The sequence below is a fragment of the Delftia deserti genome, assembly GCF_042653485.1.
GTDB lineage: Bacteria > Pseudomonadota > Gammaproteobacteria > Burkholderiales > Burkholderiaceae_C > Comamonas > Comamonas acidovorans.
This window is the reverse complement of record NZ_JBHSIH010000001.1, coordinates 4,075,122-4,089,927: the sequence shown is the minus strand read 5'-3', so window position 1 is coordinate 4,089,927 and position 14,806 is coordinate 4,075,122. Positions and strand designations below refer to the sequence as shown.

Annotated in this window: 14 protein-coding genes and 1 riboswitch; of the genes, 8 read left to right on the top strand and 6 right to left on the bottom strand. The window is 67.7% G+C overall.

What is annotated here, in order from left to right:
* Window positions 1-21 precede the first annotated feature (21 nt).
* Entirely contained in the window at window positions 22-717 is a 696-nt protein-coding gene (locus ACFPFG_RS19595; RefSeq protein ID WP_061287479.1) for a GntR family transcriptional regulator, read from the bottom strand.
* A gap of 172 nt (window positions 718-889) precedes the next feature.
* On the opposite strand from ACFPFG_RS19595, the gene ACFPFG_RS19590 reads away from it, so the two are divergent.
* The 3 genes from ACFPFG_RS19590 to ACFPFG_RS19580 are packed head-to-tail and all read left to right on the top strand — an operon-like array spanning window position 890 to window position 4,274.
* On the top strand, window positions 890-2,323 hold the full coding sequence (locus ACFPFG_RS19590) for an aldehyde dehydrogenase (RefSeq protein WP_183021216.1): 1,434 nt from the start codon (window positions 890-892) through the stop codon (window positions 2,321-2,323).
* Between the two features lie 32 nt (window positions 2,324-2,355).
* Window positions 2,356-3,255 (top strand): NAD(P)-dependent oxidoreductase, encoded by a 900-nt coding sequence (locus ACFPFG_RS19585; protein ID WP_380107894.1) that lies wholly within the window; start codon window positions 2,356-2,358, stop codon window positions 3,253-3,255.
* A 47-nt stretch (window positions 3,256-3,302) separates the two neighbouring features.
* The gene (locus ACFPFG_RS19580) at window positions 3,303-4,274 is read left to right on the top strand and encodes a tripartite tricarboxylate transporter substrate binding protein (RefSeq protein ID WP_183021214.1); all 972 of its coding nucleotides are present in this window, start codon (window positions 3,303-3,305) and stop codon (window positions 4,272-4,274) included.
* Window positions 4,275-4,286: 12 nt separating this feature from the next.
* On the opposite strand, the gene ACFPFG_RS19575 is transcribed toward ACFPFG_RS19580, so the two are convergent.
* From ACFPFG_RS19575 to metH, 3 genes are all read right to left on the bottom strand, one after another.
* Complete coding sequence (locus tag ACFPFG_RS19575) at window positions 4,287-5,549, bottom strand: type II toxin-antitoxin system HipA family toxin (protein ID WP_183021213.1); 1,263 nt, start codon at window positions 5,547-5,549, stop codon at window positions 4,287-4,289.
* A complete protein-coding gene (locus ACFPFG_RS19570; RefSeq protein ID WP_183021306.1) occupies window positions 5,546-5,899 on the bottom strand; it encodes a helix-turn-helix domain-containing protein in 354 nt (117 codons plus the stop codon). The genes ACFPFG_RS19575 and ACFPFG_RS19570 overlap by 4 nt, the downstream gene beginning before the upstream one ends.
* An 81-nt stretch (window positions 5,900-5,980) precedes the next feature.
* On the bottom strand, window positions 5,981-8,737 hold the full coding sequence (gene metH, locus ACFPFG_RS19565; RefSeq protein WP_232245691.1) for a methionine synthase: 2,757 nt from the start codon (window positions 8,735-8,737) through the stop codon (window positions 5,981-5,983).
* Window positions 8,738-8,764: 27 nt separating this feature from the next.
* Window positions 8,765-8,891: riboswitch (S-adenosyl-L-homocysteine riboswitch) on the bottom strand.
* A 277-nt stretch (window positions 8,892-9,168) separates the two neighbouring features.
* Here metH and ACFPFG_RS19560 point away from each other — a divergent pair.
* From ACFPFG_RS19560 to ACFPFG_RS19540, 5 genes are read left to right on the top strand one after another with little or no spacing between them, the layout of a single operon-like run.
* On the top strand, window positions 9,169-9,975 hold the full coding sequence (locus ACFPFG_RS19560; protein WP_380107890.1) for a FadR/GntR family transcriptional regulator: 807 nt from the start codon (window positions 9,169-9,171) through the stop codon (window positions 9,973-9,975).
* Window positions 9,972-10,778, top strand: a complete 807-nt coding sequence (locus tag ACFPFG_RS19555) for a transporter substrate-binding domain-containing protein (protein WP_197954438.1) — start codon at window positions 9,972-9,974, stop codon at window positions 10,776-10,778. The genes ACFPFG_RS19560 and ACFPFG_RS19555 overlap by 4 nt, the downstream gene beginning before the upstream one ends.
* A gap of 31 nt (window positions 10,779-10,809) precedes the next feature.
* Window positions 10,810-11,538, top strand: coding sequence for an amino acid ABC transporter permease (locus tag ACFPFG_RS19550; protein ID WP_099732519.1), 729 nt, complete (start codon window positions 10,810-10,812; stop codon window positions 11,536-11,538).
* Window positions 11,535-12,188 (top strand): amino acid ABC transporter permease, encoded by a 654-nt coding sequence (locus ACFPFG_RS19545; protein WP_012202167.1) that lies wholly within the window; start codon window positions 11,535-11,537, stop codon window positions 12,186-12,188. The genes ACFPFG_RS19550 and ACFPFG_RS19545 overlap by 4 nt, the downstream gene beginning before the upstream one ends.
* Window positions 12,175-12,921, top strand: coding sequence for an amino acid ABC transporter ATP-binding protein (locus ACFPFG_RS19540; protein ID WP_012202166.1), 747 nt, complete (start codon window positions 12,175-12,177; stop codon window positions 12,919-12,921). Before ACFPFG_RS19545 ends, ACFPFG_RS19540 begins: the two co-directional genes overlap by 14 nt.
* 71 nt (window positions 12,922-12,992) lie before the next feature.
* On the opposite strand, the gene ACFPFG_RS19535 is transcribed toward ACFPFG_RS19540, so the two are convergent.
* Window positions 12,993-13,352 (bottom strand): FmdB family zinc ribbon protein, encoded by a 360-nt coding sequence (locus ACFPFG_RS19535; RefSeq protein ID WP_380107887.1) that lies wholly within the window; start codon window positions 13,350-13,352, stop codon window positions 12,993-12,995.
* Between the two features lie 46 nt (window positions 13,353-13,398).
* Entirely contained in the window at window positions 13,399-14,628 is a 1,230-nt protein-coding gene (gene fmdA / locus ACFPFG_RS19530) for a formamidase (RefSeq protein WP_097204649.1), read from the bottom strand.
* Window positions 14,629-14,806 lie beyond the last annotated feature (178 nt).

The window sequence follows — 14,806 nt, the reverse complement described above, 5'->3', positions numbered from 1 at the left end:
GCGCCACACAGTGGCATACCGCTAGCGCAGCAGATAGCGCTCCGCATAGATCTGCCGGGCGCGCCCCATATGGCGCAGGGCCAGGTCGCACAGCAAATTCCTGTCGCCAGCCTCCAGCGCCTCGACCATCAACGCATGCTCCTGCCGCGCCACGACCAGCGCCTCCTGGTCGGCAATCGCATAGGCGCGTGCGGGAAAGCTCAGCCAGTCGTGCAGGCGTATCGACTCTTCCAGATAAGGGTTGTCGCACAGGCCGTAGAACAATCGGTGGAAGGCCATGTTGGTGCGGTGGATGGCGATCAGGTCGCCGGACTCCACGGCCAGCGCATGTTCGTGCGCGGCATGGGCCACTGGCTCCAGGCGTTCTGGCGGCACCGGCAGTTGCATGGCCTGCACGGCCGCCGCGTGCAGCACGCTGCGCAGGTGGTAGAGGTCTTGCAGGCTTTGCGCGTCGAAGCGCCGTATGCGGGCTCCCAAATGGGGCGGCTTGACCACGACGCCCAGGCGCTGCAGCTCGGTCAGCGCGGCACGCACCACGTGGCGCTTGGCCTCGTAGTCTTCCATCAGGTGGTCTTCGATCAGCCGCGTGCGGGGCAGGATGCGGCCCCGGATGATGTCCGTCTCTATGGCGGCTATCACGGCCGCCACCTGCGCCGGCAGCGCCGCATGGGGAAAGGCGGCCTCTTTTTCCCGGCCTGATCGCTGTTGCTTGCTCATGTCTCTTGGTTCTTTCAGTCGGGGTGGCAAGTGCATGCAAGCCATGCTCCAGGCCTCGCCCGCCCTGCATCTTATTGATAGTTTCATCGCCTTTTTTGGCGACAACGTGCCCGTTGAGTTTCGCGCCGCGCACTCCTAGACTGCGCCCGAAAGTCAACCCAGGAACCCTCTCATGGCCTCCACGCACGCCGCCGAAATCATCAGCACCAATCCCGCCAACGGGCAGGAGATCGCCCGCATCGCCACCACCACGCCCGAGCAACTGGACGCTGCCGTCACGCGGGCCTGGCATGCCTTCCACCATTCTGGCTGGAAGTCGCTGCTGCCCCACAAGCGCGCCCTGGTGCTGCAGGCCATCGCCGACGGCCTGGCCGCCGAGAAGGAGTCTCTGGCACGGCTGCAGATGCAGGACAACGGCAAGCCGCTGGGCGAATGCCGGGGCATGGTGGAGTCGGCCATAGGCACCTTCCGCTACTACGCAGGCGTCTGCGAGACGCTGGAGACCGATGTGACGCCGGCTCGCGGCGACTATGTGTCCTTCACCGTGCTGGAGCCCTTTGGCGTGGTGGCAGCCATCACGCCGTGGAACTCGCCCATCATGAACGACGCCACCAAGGTCGCTCCCGCGCTGGCGGCCGGCAATGCGGTGATCCTCAAGCCCTCGGAAGATTCTCCGCTGCTGGCGCCCGAGCTGGCGCGCATCGCGCTGGCGGCCGGCCTGCCGCAGGACATGCTGCAGGTGGTGCAGGGCCGCGGGGCCGATGTGGGCGCCGCCCTGGTCGCGCATCCGGGCATCCGCATGATCTCGTTCACGGGCGGGACGACCTCAGGCAGGGCCATTGCCCGCGTGGCCGGCGACCGCCTGGTGCCCGCCGCGCTGGAGTTGGGCGGCAAGTCGCCGCACGTGGTGTTTGCCGACGCCAACCGCACGCATGCCGTGGCCGCCGTGGTGGCGGGCATCTTCGGCTCGGCAGGCCAGTCCTGCGTGGCGGGCTCGCGCCTGTTCATCGAGCAGGGCATCTATGACGAGGTGCTGGAGCAGGTGGTTGCGCGCGCCAAAGGCCTGCGCCTGGCACAGCCCGACGCCGAGGGTGTGGAGATGGGCCCGCTGGCCTCGTTCCACCACCGCGAGCGCGTGGCGGCCTTCGTGGAGCGTGCGCGCGCCGAGGGTGGCCGCGTGCTGTGCGGCGGCGCGGCGCCCACGGGCACGGACTTCGACGGCGGGGCCTTCTACCTGCCCACGGTGATCGACGGCCTGCCGGCCAGCGCCGCATCCTGCCAGGAAGAAGCCTTCGGCCCCGTGCTCGTGGCCCTGCCCTTCAAGGACGAGGCGGACCTCGTCGCCCAGGCCAACGGCACGGCCTTCGGCCTGGCCTGCGGCATCTGGACCGAGAACTTCCAGCGCGCCTGGCGCATGGGTCGTGCGCTGGAGGCCGGCTCGGTCTGGATCAACACCTACAAGCAGTCGGTGACCAGCACGCCCTTCGGCGGCTTCAAGAACAGCGGCATAGGCCGCGAAAAGGGCATAGACGGGCTGCGCCTGTACGCCCAGGTCAAGAGCATGTACTTCGGCCTGCACGCCCAGCCGTTGTCCGTGGCCAAGTGAAGCCCTTTCCCAACACAGCAGAGACAAGCACCATGAACCAGAACACTCGCGTCGCCATCTACGGCCTCGGCAATATGGGCTACCCGCTGGCCGAACGCATAGGCCGCCATTTCGCCACCCAGGTCTTCGACCTCGACGCCGCGCAACGGCAGCGCGCGCAGGACAGCTTCGGCGCCGCCGCCATCACCGGGCCCGAGGATGTATCCGCCACGCAGACCGTGGTGCTGTGCCTGCCCTCTCCCGCCATCTCGCTGTCCGTGCTCGCGCAGATCGCGCCCCGGCTGCCGCGCGGCGCCGTGGTGGTGGAGACCAGCACGGTCAATCCCGAGCACATCCATGCGCAGCACAAGCTGCTGGCGCCTTATGGAGTGGACCTGATCGACGCCTCCATCATGGCTGGCGTGGGCCAGATGGTGGCCGGCACGGCTGCGCTGGCCCTGGGCGGATCGCCCGAGGCGATTGCGCGCGTGCAGCCGGTGCTGGATGCCATTGCCAGCCGCCAGACCTGGTTCGGCGCGCTGGGCGCGGGCGCGGCGGCCAAGGTGATCAACAACGCCGTCGCCCATGCGGTGATGGTGGTCGTGGCCGAGGCCGGCGCCATGGCCACGGCCGCCGGCGTGCAGTGCGACAAGCTCATCGCCCTGCTGTCCGATGCGCAGATGGGCCTGCACCGGCCGCTGACCTACCGCTATGCCGAGCGCATCGTCCAGGGCGACTACGCGGGCGGCATGCCGCTGGATGCGGCGCGCAAGGATTCGGTGCTGGCCCTGCAATTGGCCCAGACGCTGGGCGTGCCGCTGTTCGCCATACAAGGCTCGCACAGCGTCTACGACATGGCCGCCGCCGCCGGCTACGGCCGCGAAGACTATGCCGCCGTGGCCAAGCTCTGGGCAGACTGGGGCTGCCCGGCCGTGCCATCCGACGCCGCCTGAAAGCCCTGCCAAGACCGCACCCGACACCCATTCCAACAAGGAGACATATGACCATCCGCAACCACCCCAACCGTCGCCACGCGCTGGGCCTGTGCCTCGCCACGCTGGCCCTGGCGGCCGCCCCTGCCCTGGCCGCCTGGCCCGAAAAACCCATCGAACTCGTCGTGGGCTTTGCAGCCGGCGGCGGCACGGACATCACGGCACGCACGCTGGCCGTGCACCTGGGCAAGCAGTTGGGCACCCAGGTCGTGGTGTCCAACAAGCTGGGCGCCTCGGGCGAGCTGGGCCTGGCCTATGTGGCCAAGGCCGCGCCCGACGGCCATGTGATCGGTATGACCAACATGCCGGGCCTCGTGACCCTGCCCATTGAGCGGCGCACGCAGTTCAGGCCGACGGACTTCACCTATATCGCCAACCTGGTGCGCGACCCCAGCGCCTTCAGCGTGCTGGCGGACAGCAAGTACAAAAACCTGGCCGACCTGATCGCGGACGCCAAGGCCCGGCCCGGCGAGATCAGCTACGGATCGACGGGCGTGGGCACCGACGACCACCTGGCCATGGTGCTGTTCGAGCGCCTGACGGGCACCCGGCTGAACCACGTGCCCTACAACGGCGCGGGCCCGCTGCGCACGGCCGTGCTGGGCGGCCATGTGACCATTGGCGGCATGAACCTGGGCGAGGTCATGCCCTTCGAGAGCAAGGTACGCATCCTGGCCCAGGCCAGCCCCGCGCGCTCCAGCCTGGCACCCAACGTGCCCAGCTTCAACGAGCAGAACGTGAAGCTGGTGTTCAATTCGGAGCGCGGCATCGTGGCACCGGCCGGCCTTCCCGCTGCGGTGCAGCAGCGACTGACCGAGGCCCTGCGCGCCATCGCGGCCGATCCCGAGTTCCACAAGCAGATGCGCCAGCAGTTCACCGAAATGGACTATGTGGAGGGCGCGGCCTGGAAGACCCGCCTGGACAAGGCCACGGCAGACTTCACCGCGCTGTGGAAGTCTGCGCCCTGGACTGACAAGTAGGCGTTCTTGCCGCTAACCGGCGGAAGCCCGGAACTCCGCATGGGCCGAAAAGGCGGATTCCGACAGCTGGATATCGGCACTGGTGATGCCGATCCTGCGCGCAGCTGCCTGCCATCCATCGACCACCGCCGCGACCTCGCCCAGTATCTGCCGGGCCTGGTTGCGGTCAAGTCCGTAGAACGACGCCGTGCCGAGAACCGTCTCCAGGCTGGGCCGGTTGTCGATGTCGTCGATGTTCAAGACATGCTCGGCCTTGTCGATGTTCGGATTGACATCGAACGCCGGGGCGAGGCACCACCCTGTCCTGCCCAGAACGAAGCCGTGATTGCGCAGGTGATCGTCGCGATTGCCAACGGCGACGTTGAACGCCACGCGCCGGAACAGCTGCGCCAGGTCGGAATCCGCATGCCCGGCATCGCCCTGGGACCGGATGAACTGGGCCAGTTCCAGATAGCTCGTACCTTCGCTGTGCGCCTTGCGCAGCAGCGTCATCGCCGAGGCATAGAACCGCCGCGCACCATGCGCACGGTCAAACCTTTGCACACAGAAGGTGTGCAAGCCATTGTTGAACTGGATCAGCTTCGCGGGCGGCACATCCACGCCGGCCTTTCGGGCCAGTTGGTGAACGACATACTCCCAGGCCCCGATGTCGCGGTCATCGTCGCGGGCGGGAAATTTGGCAATCCACAGCGAGCCATCGGCCTGCGTGAAGTTGGCCTTCGGCCTCGCCCCACCCAGAGAGGCGCCTGGCGCGACGAGCACGGCAAGCCACTTGCGCAGCGCGTCAAGGTCGTCAATACGCCGGCTGCTGAGCTGGTAGGCCACCGCCTCCAACTCGCGCAGGGTCGTCACCGGCGGCGCCGCCATCTTCTCGTCGCCAAGAAAGGTCTCCGTGCCCGGCCGACGAAAGCGCAGTGCGCCCTGACGCGTCTGGTCCTGTACGCCAATGAGGAAGTCCCAGGCATAGAGGGTGCGGGCAGGCCGCTGTTCGTCCTTGGCCTGCAGCGCCTCACGGCGCTTCATGAGCGTCTGGCCCCAGCGGTCGGGAGACGAGTCCAGGAAGATGCCGAAGTTGCCCAACTCGGGCTTTGGGAAAAAGGGATGCTCGTCCAGGGAAAGGTCCGGATCCAGAGCGAAGACACGAGGGTCCTTGAGCCAGTCGCGGTCGTAGTGAAAGCGGATCTGCCCACGGTCATGGGCCAGGGTGCCGACCTGGCAGGCAGGGCCGAGATCGTCGTCCAGCCAGACTTCCAGGGCGTTGTCCTGCTTGCTCATGCCGAATCTTCAGGCGTTGCGACCGATGCCGCTTTGGCCTTGCGGCGCTTTGCCACCGGCACGGGTTCCAGCGCCAGATCCTGCAGCTTGCGCCCCACCCGGTCGTCCGCCGCAAGCTGGCCGAGATCGCCTTCAAGTCCGAGCACGGCCAGTACCCGGACGTAGGACCCCAGCGTGGCACCGGGATCGCCGGACTCGACCTTGTACACCGTGGTCCTCGAAAGCCCCGCGCGCTGCGCCACCACCTCGTTGCTCAGCTTGCGCCTCTTGCGCGCAAGGCGCAGTCGCTCCCCGAGTTCGGAAAGCAGGCGCTGCTCCTGCGGAAAGACGACGGGCGGTTTGCGCGGCATTTCGCTATTAAAGCCGAAGACAAACGATTTTGTCCAAAATAGCGAAATATTAAACAACTGGTTGATGTCACCAGCCAGCGATCACCCCAGATTCGGCGCCAGCAGCCTGCGCAGCTCCTCGATGTCCATGCCCCGGCGCGCGGCCATGTCGGCGAGCTGGTCCTCGCCGATCTCGCCGACGTTGAAATAGACGGAGTCGGGGTGGCCGATGTAGAAGCCGCTGACGCTGGAGGCCGGGTTCATGGCCAGGCTCTCTGTCAGCGTCATGCCGATCTCGTCGGCCTTGAGCACGGCGAACAGGTCGGTCTTGGCGCTGTGGTCGGGGCAGGCCGGGTAGCCGGGCGCGGGGCGCACGCCCTTGTACTGTTCCTTGATCAGCGCTTCGTTGCTGAGGTCCTCGTCGGGCGCATAGCCCCACAGGTCCTTGCGCACGCGCTGGTGCAGGCATTCGGCGAAGGCCTCGGCCAGGCGATCGGCCAGGGCCTTGAACATGATGCCGGAGTAGTCGTCCAGCGCGTCCTGGAACTCCTTGTCCTTCTTCTCGGCGCCGATGCCGGCCGTGACGGCGAACAGGCCCGCATAGTCCTGGATGCCCGATTCCTTGGTGGCCACGAAGTCGGACAGGCAGCGGCTGGGGCGCATCACGGGCTGGCCATCCGGGCCTTCCACCATCTGCTTTTCGGTCTGCTGGCGCATGCCGTACCAGGTCATCAGGACCTGGCTGCGGGACTCGTCGGCATAGAACTCGATGTCGTCGCCCACGCGGTTGGCAGGGAACAGGCCGATGGCGCCGTTGGCCTGCAGCCAGCGGCCTTCGATGATTTTCTTGAGCATGGCCTGGCCGTCGGCCAGCACCTTGCGCGCCTCGACGCCGACGATCTCGTCGTCGAGGATGGCCGGATAGGGGCCGGCCAGGTCCCAGGTCTGGAAGAACGGGCCCCAGTCGATGTACTCGGCGATCTCGGCCAGGTCGAAGTTGCGGAACACGCGCCGGCCCAGGGCGCGCGGCGCCACGGGGGCCTGGGCGAAGTCCACGGGCGTGGCGTTGGCGCGGGCCTTTGCCAGCGGCCAAAGCGGTGTCTTCTTCTTGTTGGCGTGCTGGGTGCGCACCTTGTCGTAGTCGGCCTGGATCTCGGCCAGGTAGCTGCCCTTGTTCTCGCCCAGCAGGCTCTGGGCCACGCTGACGCTGCGCGAGGCATCGGGCACGTAGACCACGGGGCCTTCGTACTTGGGCGCGATCTTGACGGCGGTGTGCACGCGCGAGCAGGTGGCGCCGCCGATCAGCAGCGGAATCTTCTTGATGCGGAAGTAGTCGTCCTTGTGCATCTCGCCGGCGACGTACTGCATCTCTTCGAGGCTGGGCGTGATCAGGCCCGACAGGCCGATGATGTCCGCGCCCTCGGCCTTGGCCCGGGCCAGGATCTCATGGCAGGGCACCATCACGCCCATGTTGATGACCTCGAAGTTGTTGCACTGCAGGACCACGGTGACGATGTTCTTGCCGATGTCGTGCACGTCGCCCTTGACGGTGGCGATGACGATCTTGCCCTTGCTGGACACATCGAGGCCCGCCGCCTCCTGCTGGCGCTTTTCCTCTTCGATATAGGGCACGAGGTGGGCCACGGCCTGCTTCATCACGCGCGCCGACTTGACCACCTGGGGCAGGAACATCTTGCCGGCGCCGAACAGGTCGCCCACGATGTTCATGCCGTCCATGAGCGGGCCTTCGATCACGTGCAGCGGGCGGCCGCCGCCCTGCACCACGATCTGCTGGTAGGCCTCTTCGGTGTCGGCGACGATGAAGTCGGTGATGCCGTGCACCAGGGCGTGCGACAGGCGCTCGCCCACGGTCTTCGGGTTCTCGGGCGTGCCGCGCCATTCGAGCTTCTTGCTGTCGTCCTTGGCGGCGCCCTTGGCGGCGTCGGCAATCTCCAGCAGGCGTTCGGCGGCGTCAGGGCGGCGGTTGAGCACCACGTCTTCCACGCGCTCGCGCAGCTGGGGCTCCAGGTCGTCATAGACGCCGACCATGCCGGCGTTGACGATGCCCATGTCCATGCCTGCCGAGATGGCGTGGTACAGGAACACGGTGTGGATGGCCTCGCGCACGGGGTCGTTGCCGCGGAAGCTGAAGCTCACGTTGGAGACGCCGCCCGAGACCTTGGCGCCGGGCAGGTTGCGCTTGATCCAGCGCACGGCCTCGATGAAGTCCACGGCGTAGTTGTCGTGTTCCTCGATGCCGGTGGCCACGGCGAAGATGTTGGGGTCGAAGACGATGTCCTCGGGCGGGAAGCCCACCTCGTCCACCAGGATGCGGTAGGCGCGCTCGCAGATCTCGATCTTGCGCTGGTAGGTGTCGGCCTGGCCCTTCTCGTCGAAGGCCATGACCACGGCGGCCGCGCCGTAGCGCCTGATCAGCCGGGCCTGGCGCTTGAATTCATCCAGGCCTTCCTTCATGGAGATGGAGTTGACGATGCCCTTGCCCTGCAGGCAGCGCAGGCCGGCCTCGATGACTTCCCACTTGGAGCTGTCCACCATGACCGGCACCTTGGCGATGTCGGGCTCGGAGGCGATCAGGTTCAGGAAGCGCACCATGGCGGCCTTGCTGTCCAGCATGGCCTCGTCCATGTTCACGTCGATCACCTGGGCGCCGTTTTCCACCTGCTGGCGTGCCACGGACAGCGCTTCCTCGTACTGCTCGTTGAGGATCATGCGTGCAAAGGCCTTGGAGCCCGTGACGTTGGTGCGCTCGCCCACGTTGACGAACAGCGTGCCCTCGCCGATGGAGACAGGCTCCAGGCCCGACAGACGCATGGGAGGGGGAGTGAAAGAGGACGACATCAAGCTCACCTGCAAAAACGGCATGGCAACAGGTGAGCGTCGTTGGCACCGTGGGCGCGGTCCGGCCGGGAACCTGCACCTGGCCCAAGCCTGACGCGGCACGCGATCCGGTGTACGGATGGGCGGGTGCCGCGCTGCAACGCTCCTCGGGCCAAAGCCCGGGATTCTACGGCGGCTGGCGGCGGCCTGCAGTGCGGGTTTTACGCCCGCATTCGGGGCAGGCCTGCACAAAGCCATGCGGCACTGCACCAAAGCGCGGCAGCGCGGGCCGCCGGCGCCGCCTTCGAGGCGGATGGTCTATGCCCCATCGCCCCGGATTCTTTGCAGCGCCTGAGGACAACGCTCCTTTTTTTGCATCTGGCACGCAATTCGCTATCTGGTGGTTACGTGGTCTGACCAGTCAGGCCAAAACCCTCCACCCGCGCCCGCCCATGCAAAGCATTCCGATCTCGATGGCCCAGACGCTGCAGCAGCACATCCTGAGCGGCCACTACCCCGGCGGCAGCCAGCTGCCGCCGCAGCGCGAGCTGGCCCGGCAGCTGGGCATCAGCCGCGCTTCGCTGCGCGAGGCGCTGTCCATGCTGGAGGCCCTGGGCCTGGTCGAGATCCAGCCGGGCAAGGGCGTGCGCATCAACGGCCCGCACAGCGGCCGTGCACGCATGCACCGCGCCTATGCCACCCCGGCGCTAGGCACGCTGTCGCCGCGCCAGCTGATCGAGCTGCGCCTGGTGCTGGAGCCCGGCTGGGCCGCGCTGGCGGCCGTGCGCGCCGACGACAGCGGCCTGCGCCAGCTGCAATGGACCCAGTCCCAGCTGGCCCACGCCCTGGACCGCAGCGACCTGCTGGCCGCCGCCGACGCCGATCTGCAGTTCCACCTGCTGCTGGCCCAGCTGTCGGGCAACCCGGGCCTGGTGGCCATGGCGCGCCAGCTGGAGCTGGCCATCAGCCACAGCCTGCGCCTGCCCTTTGCCTGGAGCGGCGCCGACGACCAGCCCGTGCGCGAGCACGACGCCATCGTGCAGGCCGTCTGCGCAGGCGATGCGCCGGGTGCCGCGGGCGCCATGCGCGCCCACCTGCTGTCGGCCGCAAGGCGCAGCGGCATCGATCTCGACACACCGGACGACGCGACGGCGCCCGACGCAACGGCGCCCGACGCAACGGCGCCCGATACATCTGCGCCCGACCCTGACCCGCTTTCCTTTCGCCCCATCCCCCCTCCCGAAGGAGCTTTCGCATGACTTCCCCCCTGACACCCCGCCGCGCATTCATCCGCACCGCCCTGGCGGCCGCCACCCTGGCCGCAGCCGGCCTGGGCGGCGCAGCCCATGCCGACATGCTGGCCAACATCCAGAAGGCCGGCGTGCTGCGCGTGGCGATTCCGCAGGACTTCCCGCCCTTCGGCTCGCTGGGCACCGACCTGAAGCTGCAGGGCTATGACATCGACATGGCGGCCCTGGTGGCCCAGGAGCTGGGCGTGAAGGTGGAGCTGGTGCCCGTGACCAGCACCAACCGCATTCCCTTCCTGACCACGGGCAAGGCCGACATCGTCATCTCCAGCCTGGGCAAGAACGCCGAGCGCGCCAAGGTGATCGACTTCACCCAGGCCTATGCGCCCTTCCCCAAGAGCGTCTACGGCCCCAAGGACGTGAGCATCAAGGCCCCTGCCGACCTGGCCGGCAAGACCGTGGGCGTGACGCGCGGCTCCACCGAGGACCTGGCCCTCACGCAGGTGGCGCCGGCCTCGGCCACCATCAAGCGCTACGAGGACAACAACGCCACCGCGCAAAGCTATCTGACGGGCCAGGTGCAGCTGGTGACGCTGGGCAACATCGTGGCCAACGCCGTCAACGAGCGCACCAGGCTGCGCCAGCTGGACGCGAAGTTCGCGGTCGAGGACACGCCCTGCTACATCGGCGTGGCCAAGGGCGAGCCGGCGCTGCTGCAGAAGGTGGACGCCATCATCACCAAGCTCAAGGCCGACGGCCGCCTGACCAGCCTGTCCCAGCGCTGGATGAAGATGCCGCTGCCCGCCACCCTGTAACCGCTGCGCCCCTGCTCCCGGAAATCCTTCCATGGCCTATCAATTCGACTTCGGCGCCGTGTTCGACTACAGCGGCCTGCTGGCACAGGGCGCAGGCTTCACGCTGGCGCTGACGGCGGCCGGTGCCGTGCTGGGCGGCGCCATCGGCGTGGCCGGCGGCGTCAGCCGCGCCTGGCGCATTGCGCCGCTGCACTGGCTGTTCAAGGTGTACGTGGAGGGCATACGCAACACGCCCTTCCTGGTGCAGCTGATGTTCGTGTTCTTCGGCCTGCCTTCGCTGGGCGTGCAGATCAACGAATGGCAGGCCTGCCTGCTGACCACGGTGATCAACCTGGGCGCCTACATCACCGAGATCGTGCGCGCCGGCATCCAGGAGACGCCGCGCGGCCAGCTGGAAGCCGCTGGCGCGCTGGGCATGGGCCGCTGGGCGGTCTTCCGCCATGTGGTGCTGCGCCCTGCGCTGCAGCGGGTCTGGCCCTCGCTGAGCAGCCAGATCGTGATCGTGATGCTGGGCACCTCGGTGGTCTCGCAGATCGCCGCCCAGGACCTGACGTTTGCGGCCAACTTCATCCAGTCGCGCAACTTCCGCGCGTTCGAGACCTACCTGGTGGTGACGGCGGCGTACTTCTTGCTGGCCCTGGCACTGCGCCAGTTGCTGGCCTGGATAGGCCAGCGCTTCGTGGTGGGCCGCCGCACGCCGCGTGCAGCCCGGCCCGCTGCACCCGCTGCACCTGCGACCACTGCCGGAGACGCCGCATGATTGCCGACATTCCCCTGCTGCCCATCCTGGCCAAGCTGGCCGAGGGCCTGCTGGCCACGCTGGCGCTGTCGCTGCTGGCCTTCGTGCTGGGCGGCGCCACCGGATTGCTGGTGCTGTTCGCCCGCGTGGGCCGCAGCCAGAACCTGCGCCGCCTGGCCAAGGCCTATATCCAGGCCTTCCAGAACACGCCGCTGCTGATGCAGATGTTCATCGTGTTCTTCGGCTCGTCCATGGCCGGCCTGGACATCTCGCCCTGGACGGCGGCCGCCATCGGCCTGACGCTGTACACCAGCGCCTACCTGGCCGAGGTCTGGCGCGGCTGCGTGGAGTCCATCCCCAGCGGCCAGTGGGAAGCCTCGTCCAGCCTGGCCATGGGCTACCTGCAGCAGATGCGCCATGTGGTGCTGCCGCAGGCGCTGCGCCTGTCGATAGCGCCCACGGTCGGCTTCTCGGTGCAGATCATCAAGGGCACGGCCGTGGCCTCGATCATCGGCTTCAGCGAGCTGACCAAGCTCGGCTCCATGCTGGCCAACGCCACCTTCCAGCCCTTCCTCATCTACGGCCTGGTCGCCGCAGGCTACTTCCTGCTGTGCTGGCCCCTGTCCCTCTACGCATCCCATCTGGAGAAGAAACTCTATGCCGCTCGTTGATGTGCGCGCCGTTCACAAGCATTACGGCAACAACCATGTGCTCAAGGGCGTGGACCTGAGCGTGGACAGCGGCCAGGTGGTCGCCATCATCGGCCGCAGCGGCTCGGGCAAGAGCACGCTGCTGCGCTCCATCAACGGGCTGGAGGCCATCCAGTCCGGCCAGATCGTGGTGGACGACGCCGTGCTCAAGGGCTCTGAGGGCAGCGCGCCCTCGCCCGCCCAGCTGCGCGCGCTGCGCCTGAACGTGGGCATGGTGTTCCAGCAGTTCAACCTGTTCCCCCACCTGACGGCGGGCGAGAACGTGGCCCTGTCGCCCACCGTGGTCAAGGGCGTGAAAAAGCCCGAGGCGGCGGCGCTGGCGCGCCAGATGCTGGCCAAGGTCGGCCTGGGCGACAAGTACGACAGCTACCCCGACCAGCTCAGCGGCGGCCAGCAGCAGCGCGTGGCCATTGCACGCGCGCTGGCCATGCAGCCCAAGGTGCTGCTGTGCGACGAGATCACCTCGGCCCTGGACCCGGAGCTGGTCAACGAGGTGCTGGCCGTGGTCAAGCAGCTCGCCGCCGAGGGCATGACGCTGATCATGGTCACGCACGAGATGCGCTTTGCCCGCGACGTGGGCGACCAGCTGGTGTTCATGCACCAGGGCCTGATCCACGAAAGCGGCCCGGCCAAGCAGCTGTTCGCCAACCCGCAGACGCCGGAGCTGGCCGGCTTCATCGGCGCCGTGCACTGAGCGGTACGCCCAGGCAGGAAAAAGGCCCGCGTCGCGGGCCTTTTTGCATTGGTGCGGCGCAGGGGCCGCTGTCAGTGGCTGATCATCCAGGGCCGCTTGGTCGGGAAGGTCTTGGCGCCGTTGGGCGCCGTGACCGTGGAGCCGCGCTTGCTGGCGCCGCTGCAGCAGCCGCAGCCCGAAGGGTGGCGCATGCGCGCGTAGCTGCCCTCGGCCACATCGCGTGAGCGCCTGGGCTCGTGCCGGGCACGCTCGTTGGTGTCGTGGGCGCGGCGCTGCTCGGGGCTGGTGTAGGCCAGGCGCGGCGCGCTGACGAAGACGCGGGGCGATGCCGCCTCGCAGCTGGGGCAGGGCGCGGGCTCGTTGCGCTGCGAGAGGCTGCGCAGCGCGTCGAAGCCGCCGCATGCGGTGCAGTGGTAGTCATAGGTGGGCATGGGCGGCCTCTGGCGGATGGTGGATAGCGGGTGTCGTATGTCGGGCTTACTTGTCCTGGGCGATGGGCAGGTCCACCCCGCCCGTGATGATCTTCTGTGGACCCTCGGCCGTGGGATTGATGTCGAAGTCGAAGATCTCCGTGGGCAGCCACAGCGTGGCGCAGGCATTGGGCACGTCCACCACGCCGCTGATGTGGCCCTGCACGGGCGCCGTGCCCAGCAGCGAGTAGGCCTGGGCGCCGCTGTAGCCGAATTTCTTCAGGTACTCGATGGCGTTCAGGCAGGCCTGGCGGTAGGCCACGGTCACGTCCAGGTAGTGCTGCTTGCCCTTTTCGTCCACCGAGATGCCTTCGAAGATCAGGTAGTCCTTGTAGTTGGGCGTCATGGGGCTGGGCTTGAAGATGGGGTTCTTGATGCCGTACTTGGCCATGCCGCCCTTGATCAGCGAGACCTTCATGTGCACCCAGCCGGCCATCTCGATGGCGCCGCAGAAGGTGATCTCGCCATCGCCCTGGCTGAAGTGCAGGTCGCCCACGCTCAGGCCCGCGCCGTCCACGTAGACGGGGAAGAACACGCGCGAGCCGCGCGAGAGGTCCTTGATGTCGCAGTTGCCGCCGTGCTCGCGCGGCGGCACGGTGCGTGCGCCTTCGGCGGCGGCCTTGTCGCGCGCCTCGCCCTGCATCTGGCCCATGTGGGCGGTGCTGGCGTTGGGCGGGTTGGCCAGGCCGGGAATGCGGTCGGGGTCGGTGGCGATGAGGCCGGTCTCGCGCTCATTCCAGCTGGCCAGCATCTTGGGGTCGGGCAGGCAGCCGATCAGTCCCGGGTGGATGAGGCCGGCGAAGTTGACGCCGGGGATGTGGCGGCTCTTGGTGAACATGCCGTGGAAGTCCCAGATGGACTTCTGGGCCAGCGGGAAATGCTCGTCCAGGAAGCCGCCGCCATTCTGCTTGGAGAAAAAGCCGTTGAAGCCCCAGAGGCTGTCGTCGCGCGCGCCGATGTCCAGCAGGTCCACCACCAGCAGGTCGCCGGGCTGGGCACCCTTCACGCCCACGGGTCCGGACAGGAAGTGGACGGTGGACAGGTCCACGTCGCGCACGTCTTCGGCGCTGTCGTCGTTCTTGATGGCGCCGCCGGTCCAGTCATAGGTCTCCAGCTTGAACTCCGCGCCCGGCTCCACCCAGACCGCCATGGGGATGTCGGGATGCCAGCGGTTGTGCACCTGCGGGTTGTCGTAGGGGGACTGGTTGAGATCGACCTTGATCAGGGTTTCGGCCATGGTGTGCTCCTTGCGATGGCAGTGGAAAAAGAGAGGAACTCGGCGCCTGCATCGACCGCGGTGAATGAAACCGGCACGGCACAACCCAGGGACACCAAGGAAGGGCCGCCCCGCACCGAGGGTGTCGTCCCCCTCCCGCGTGCGAGAGAGGGGGAAGCGGCGCAGCCGCTCAGGGGGT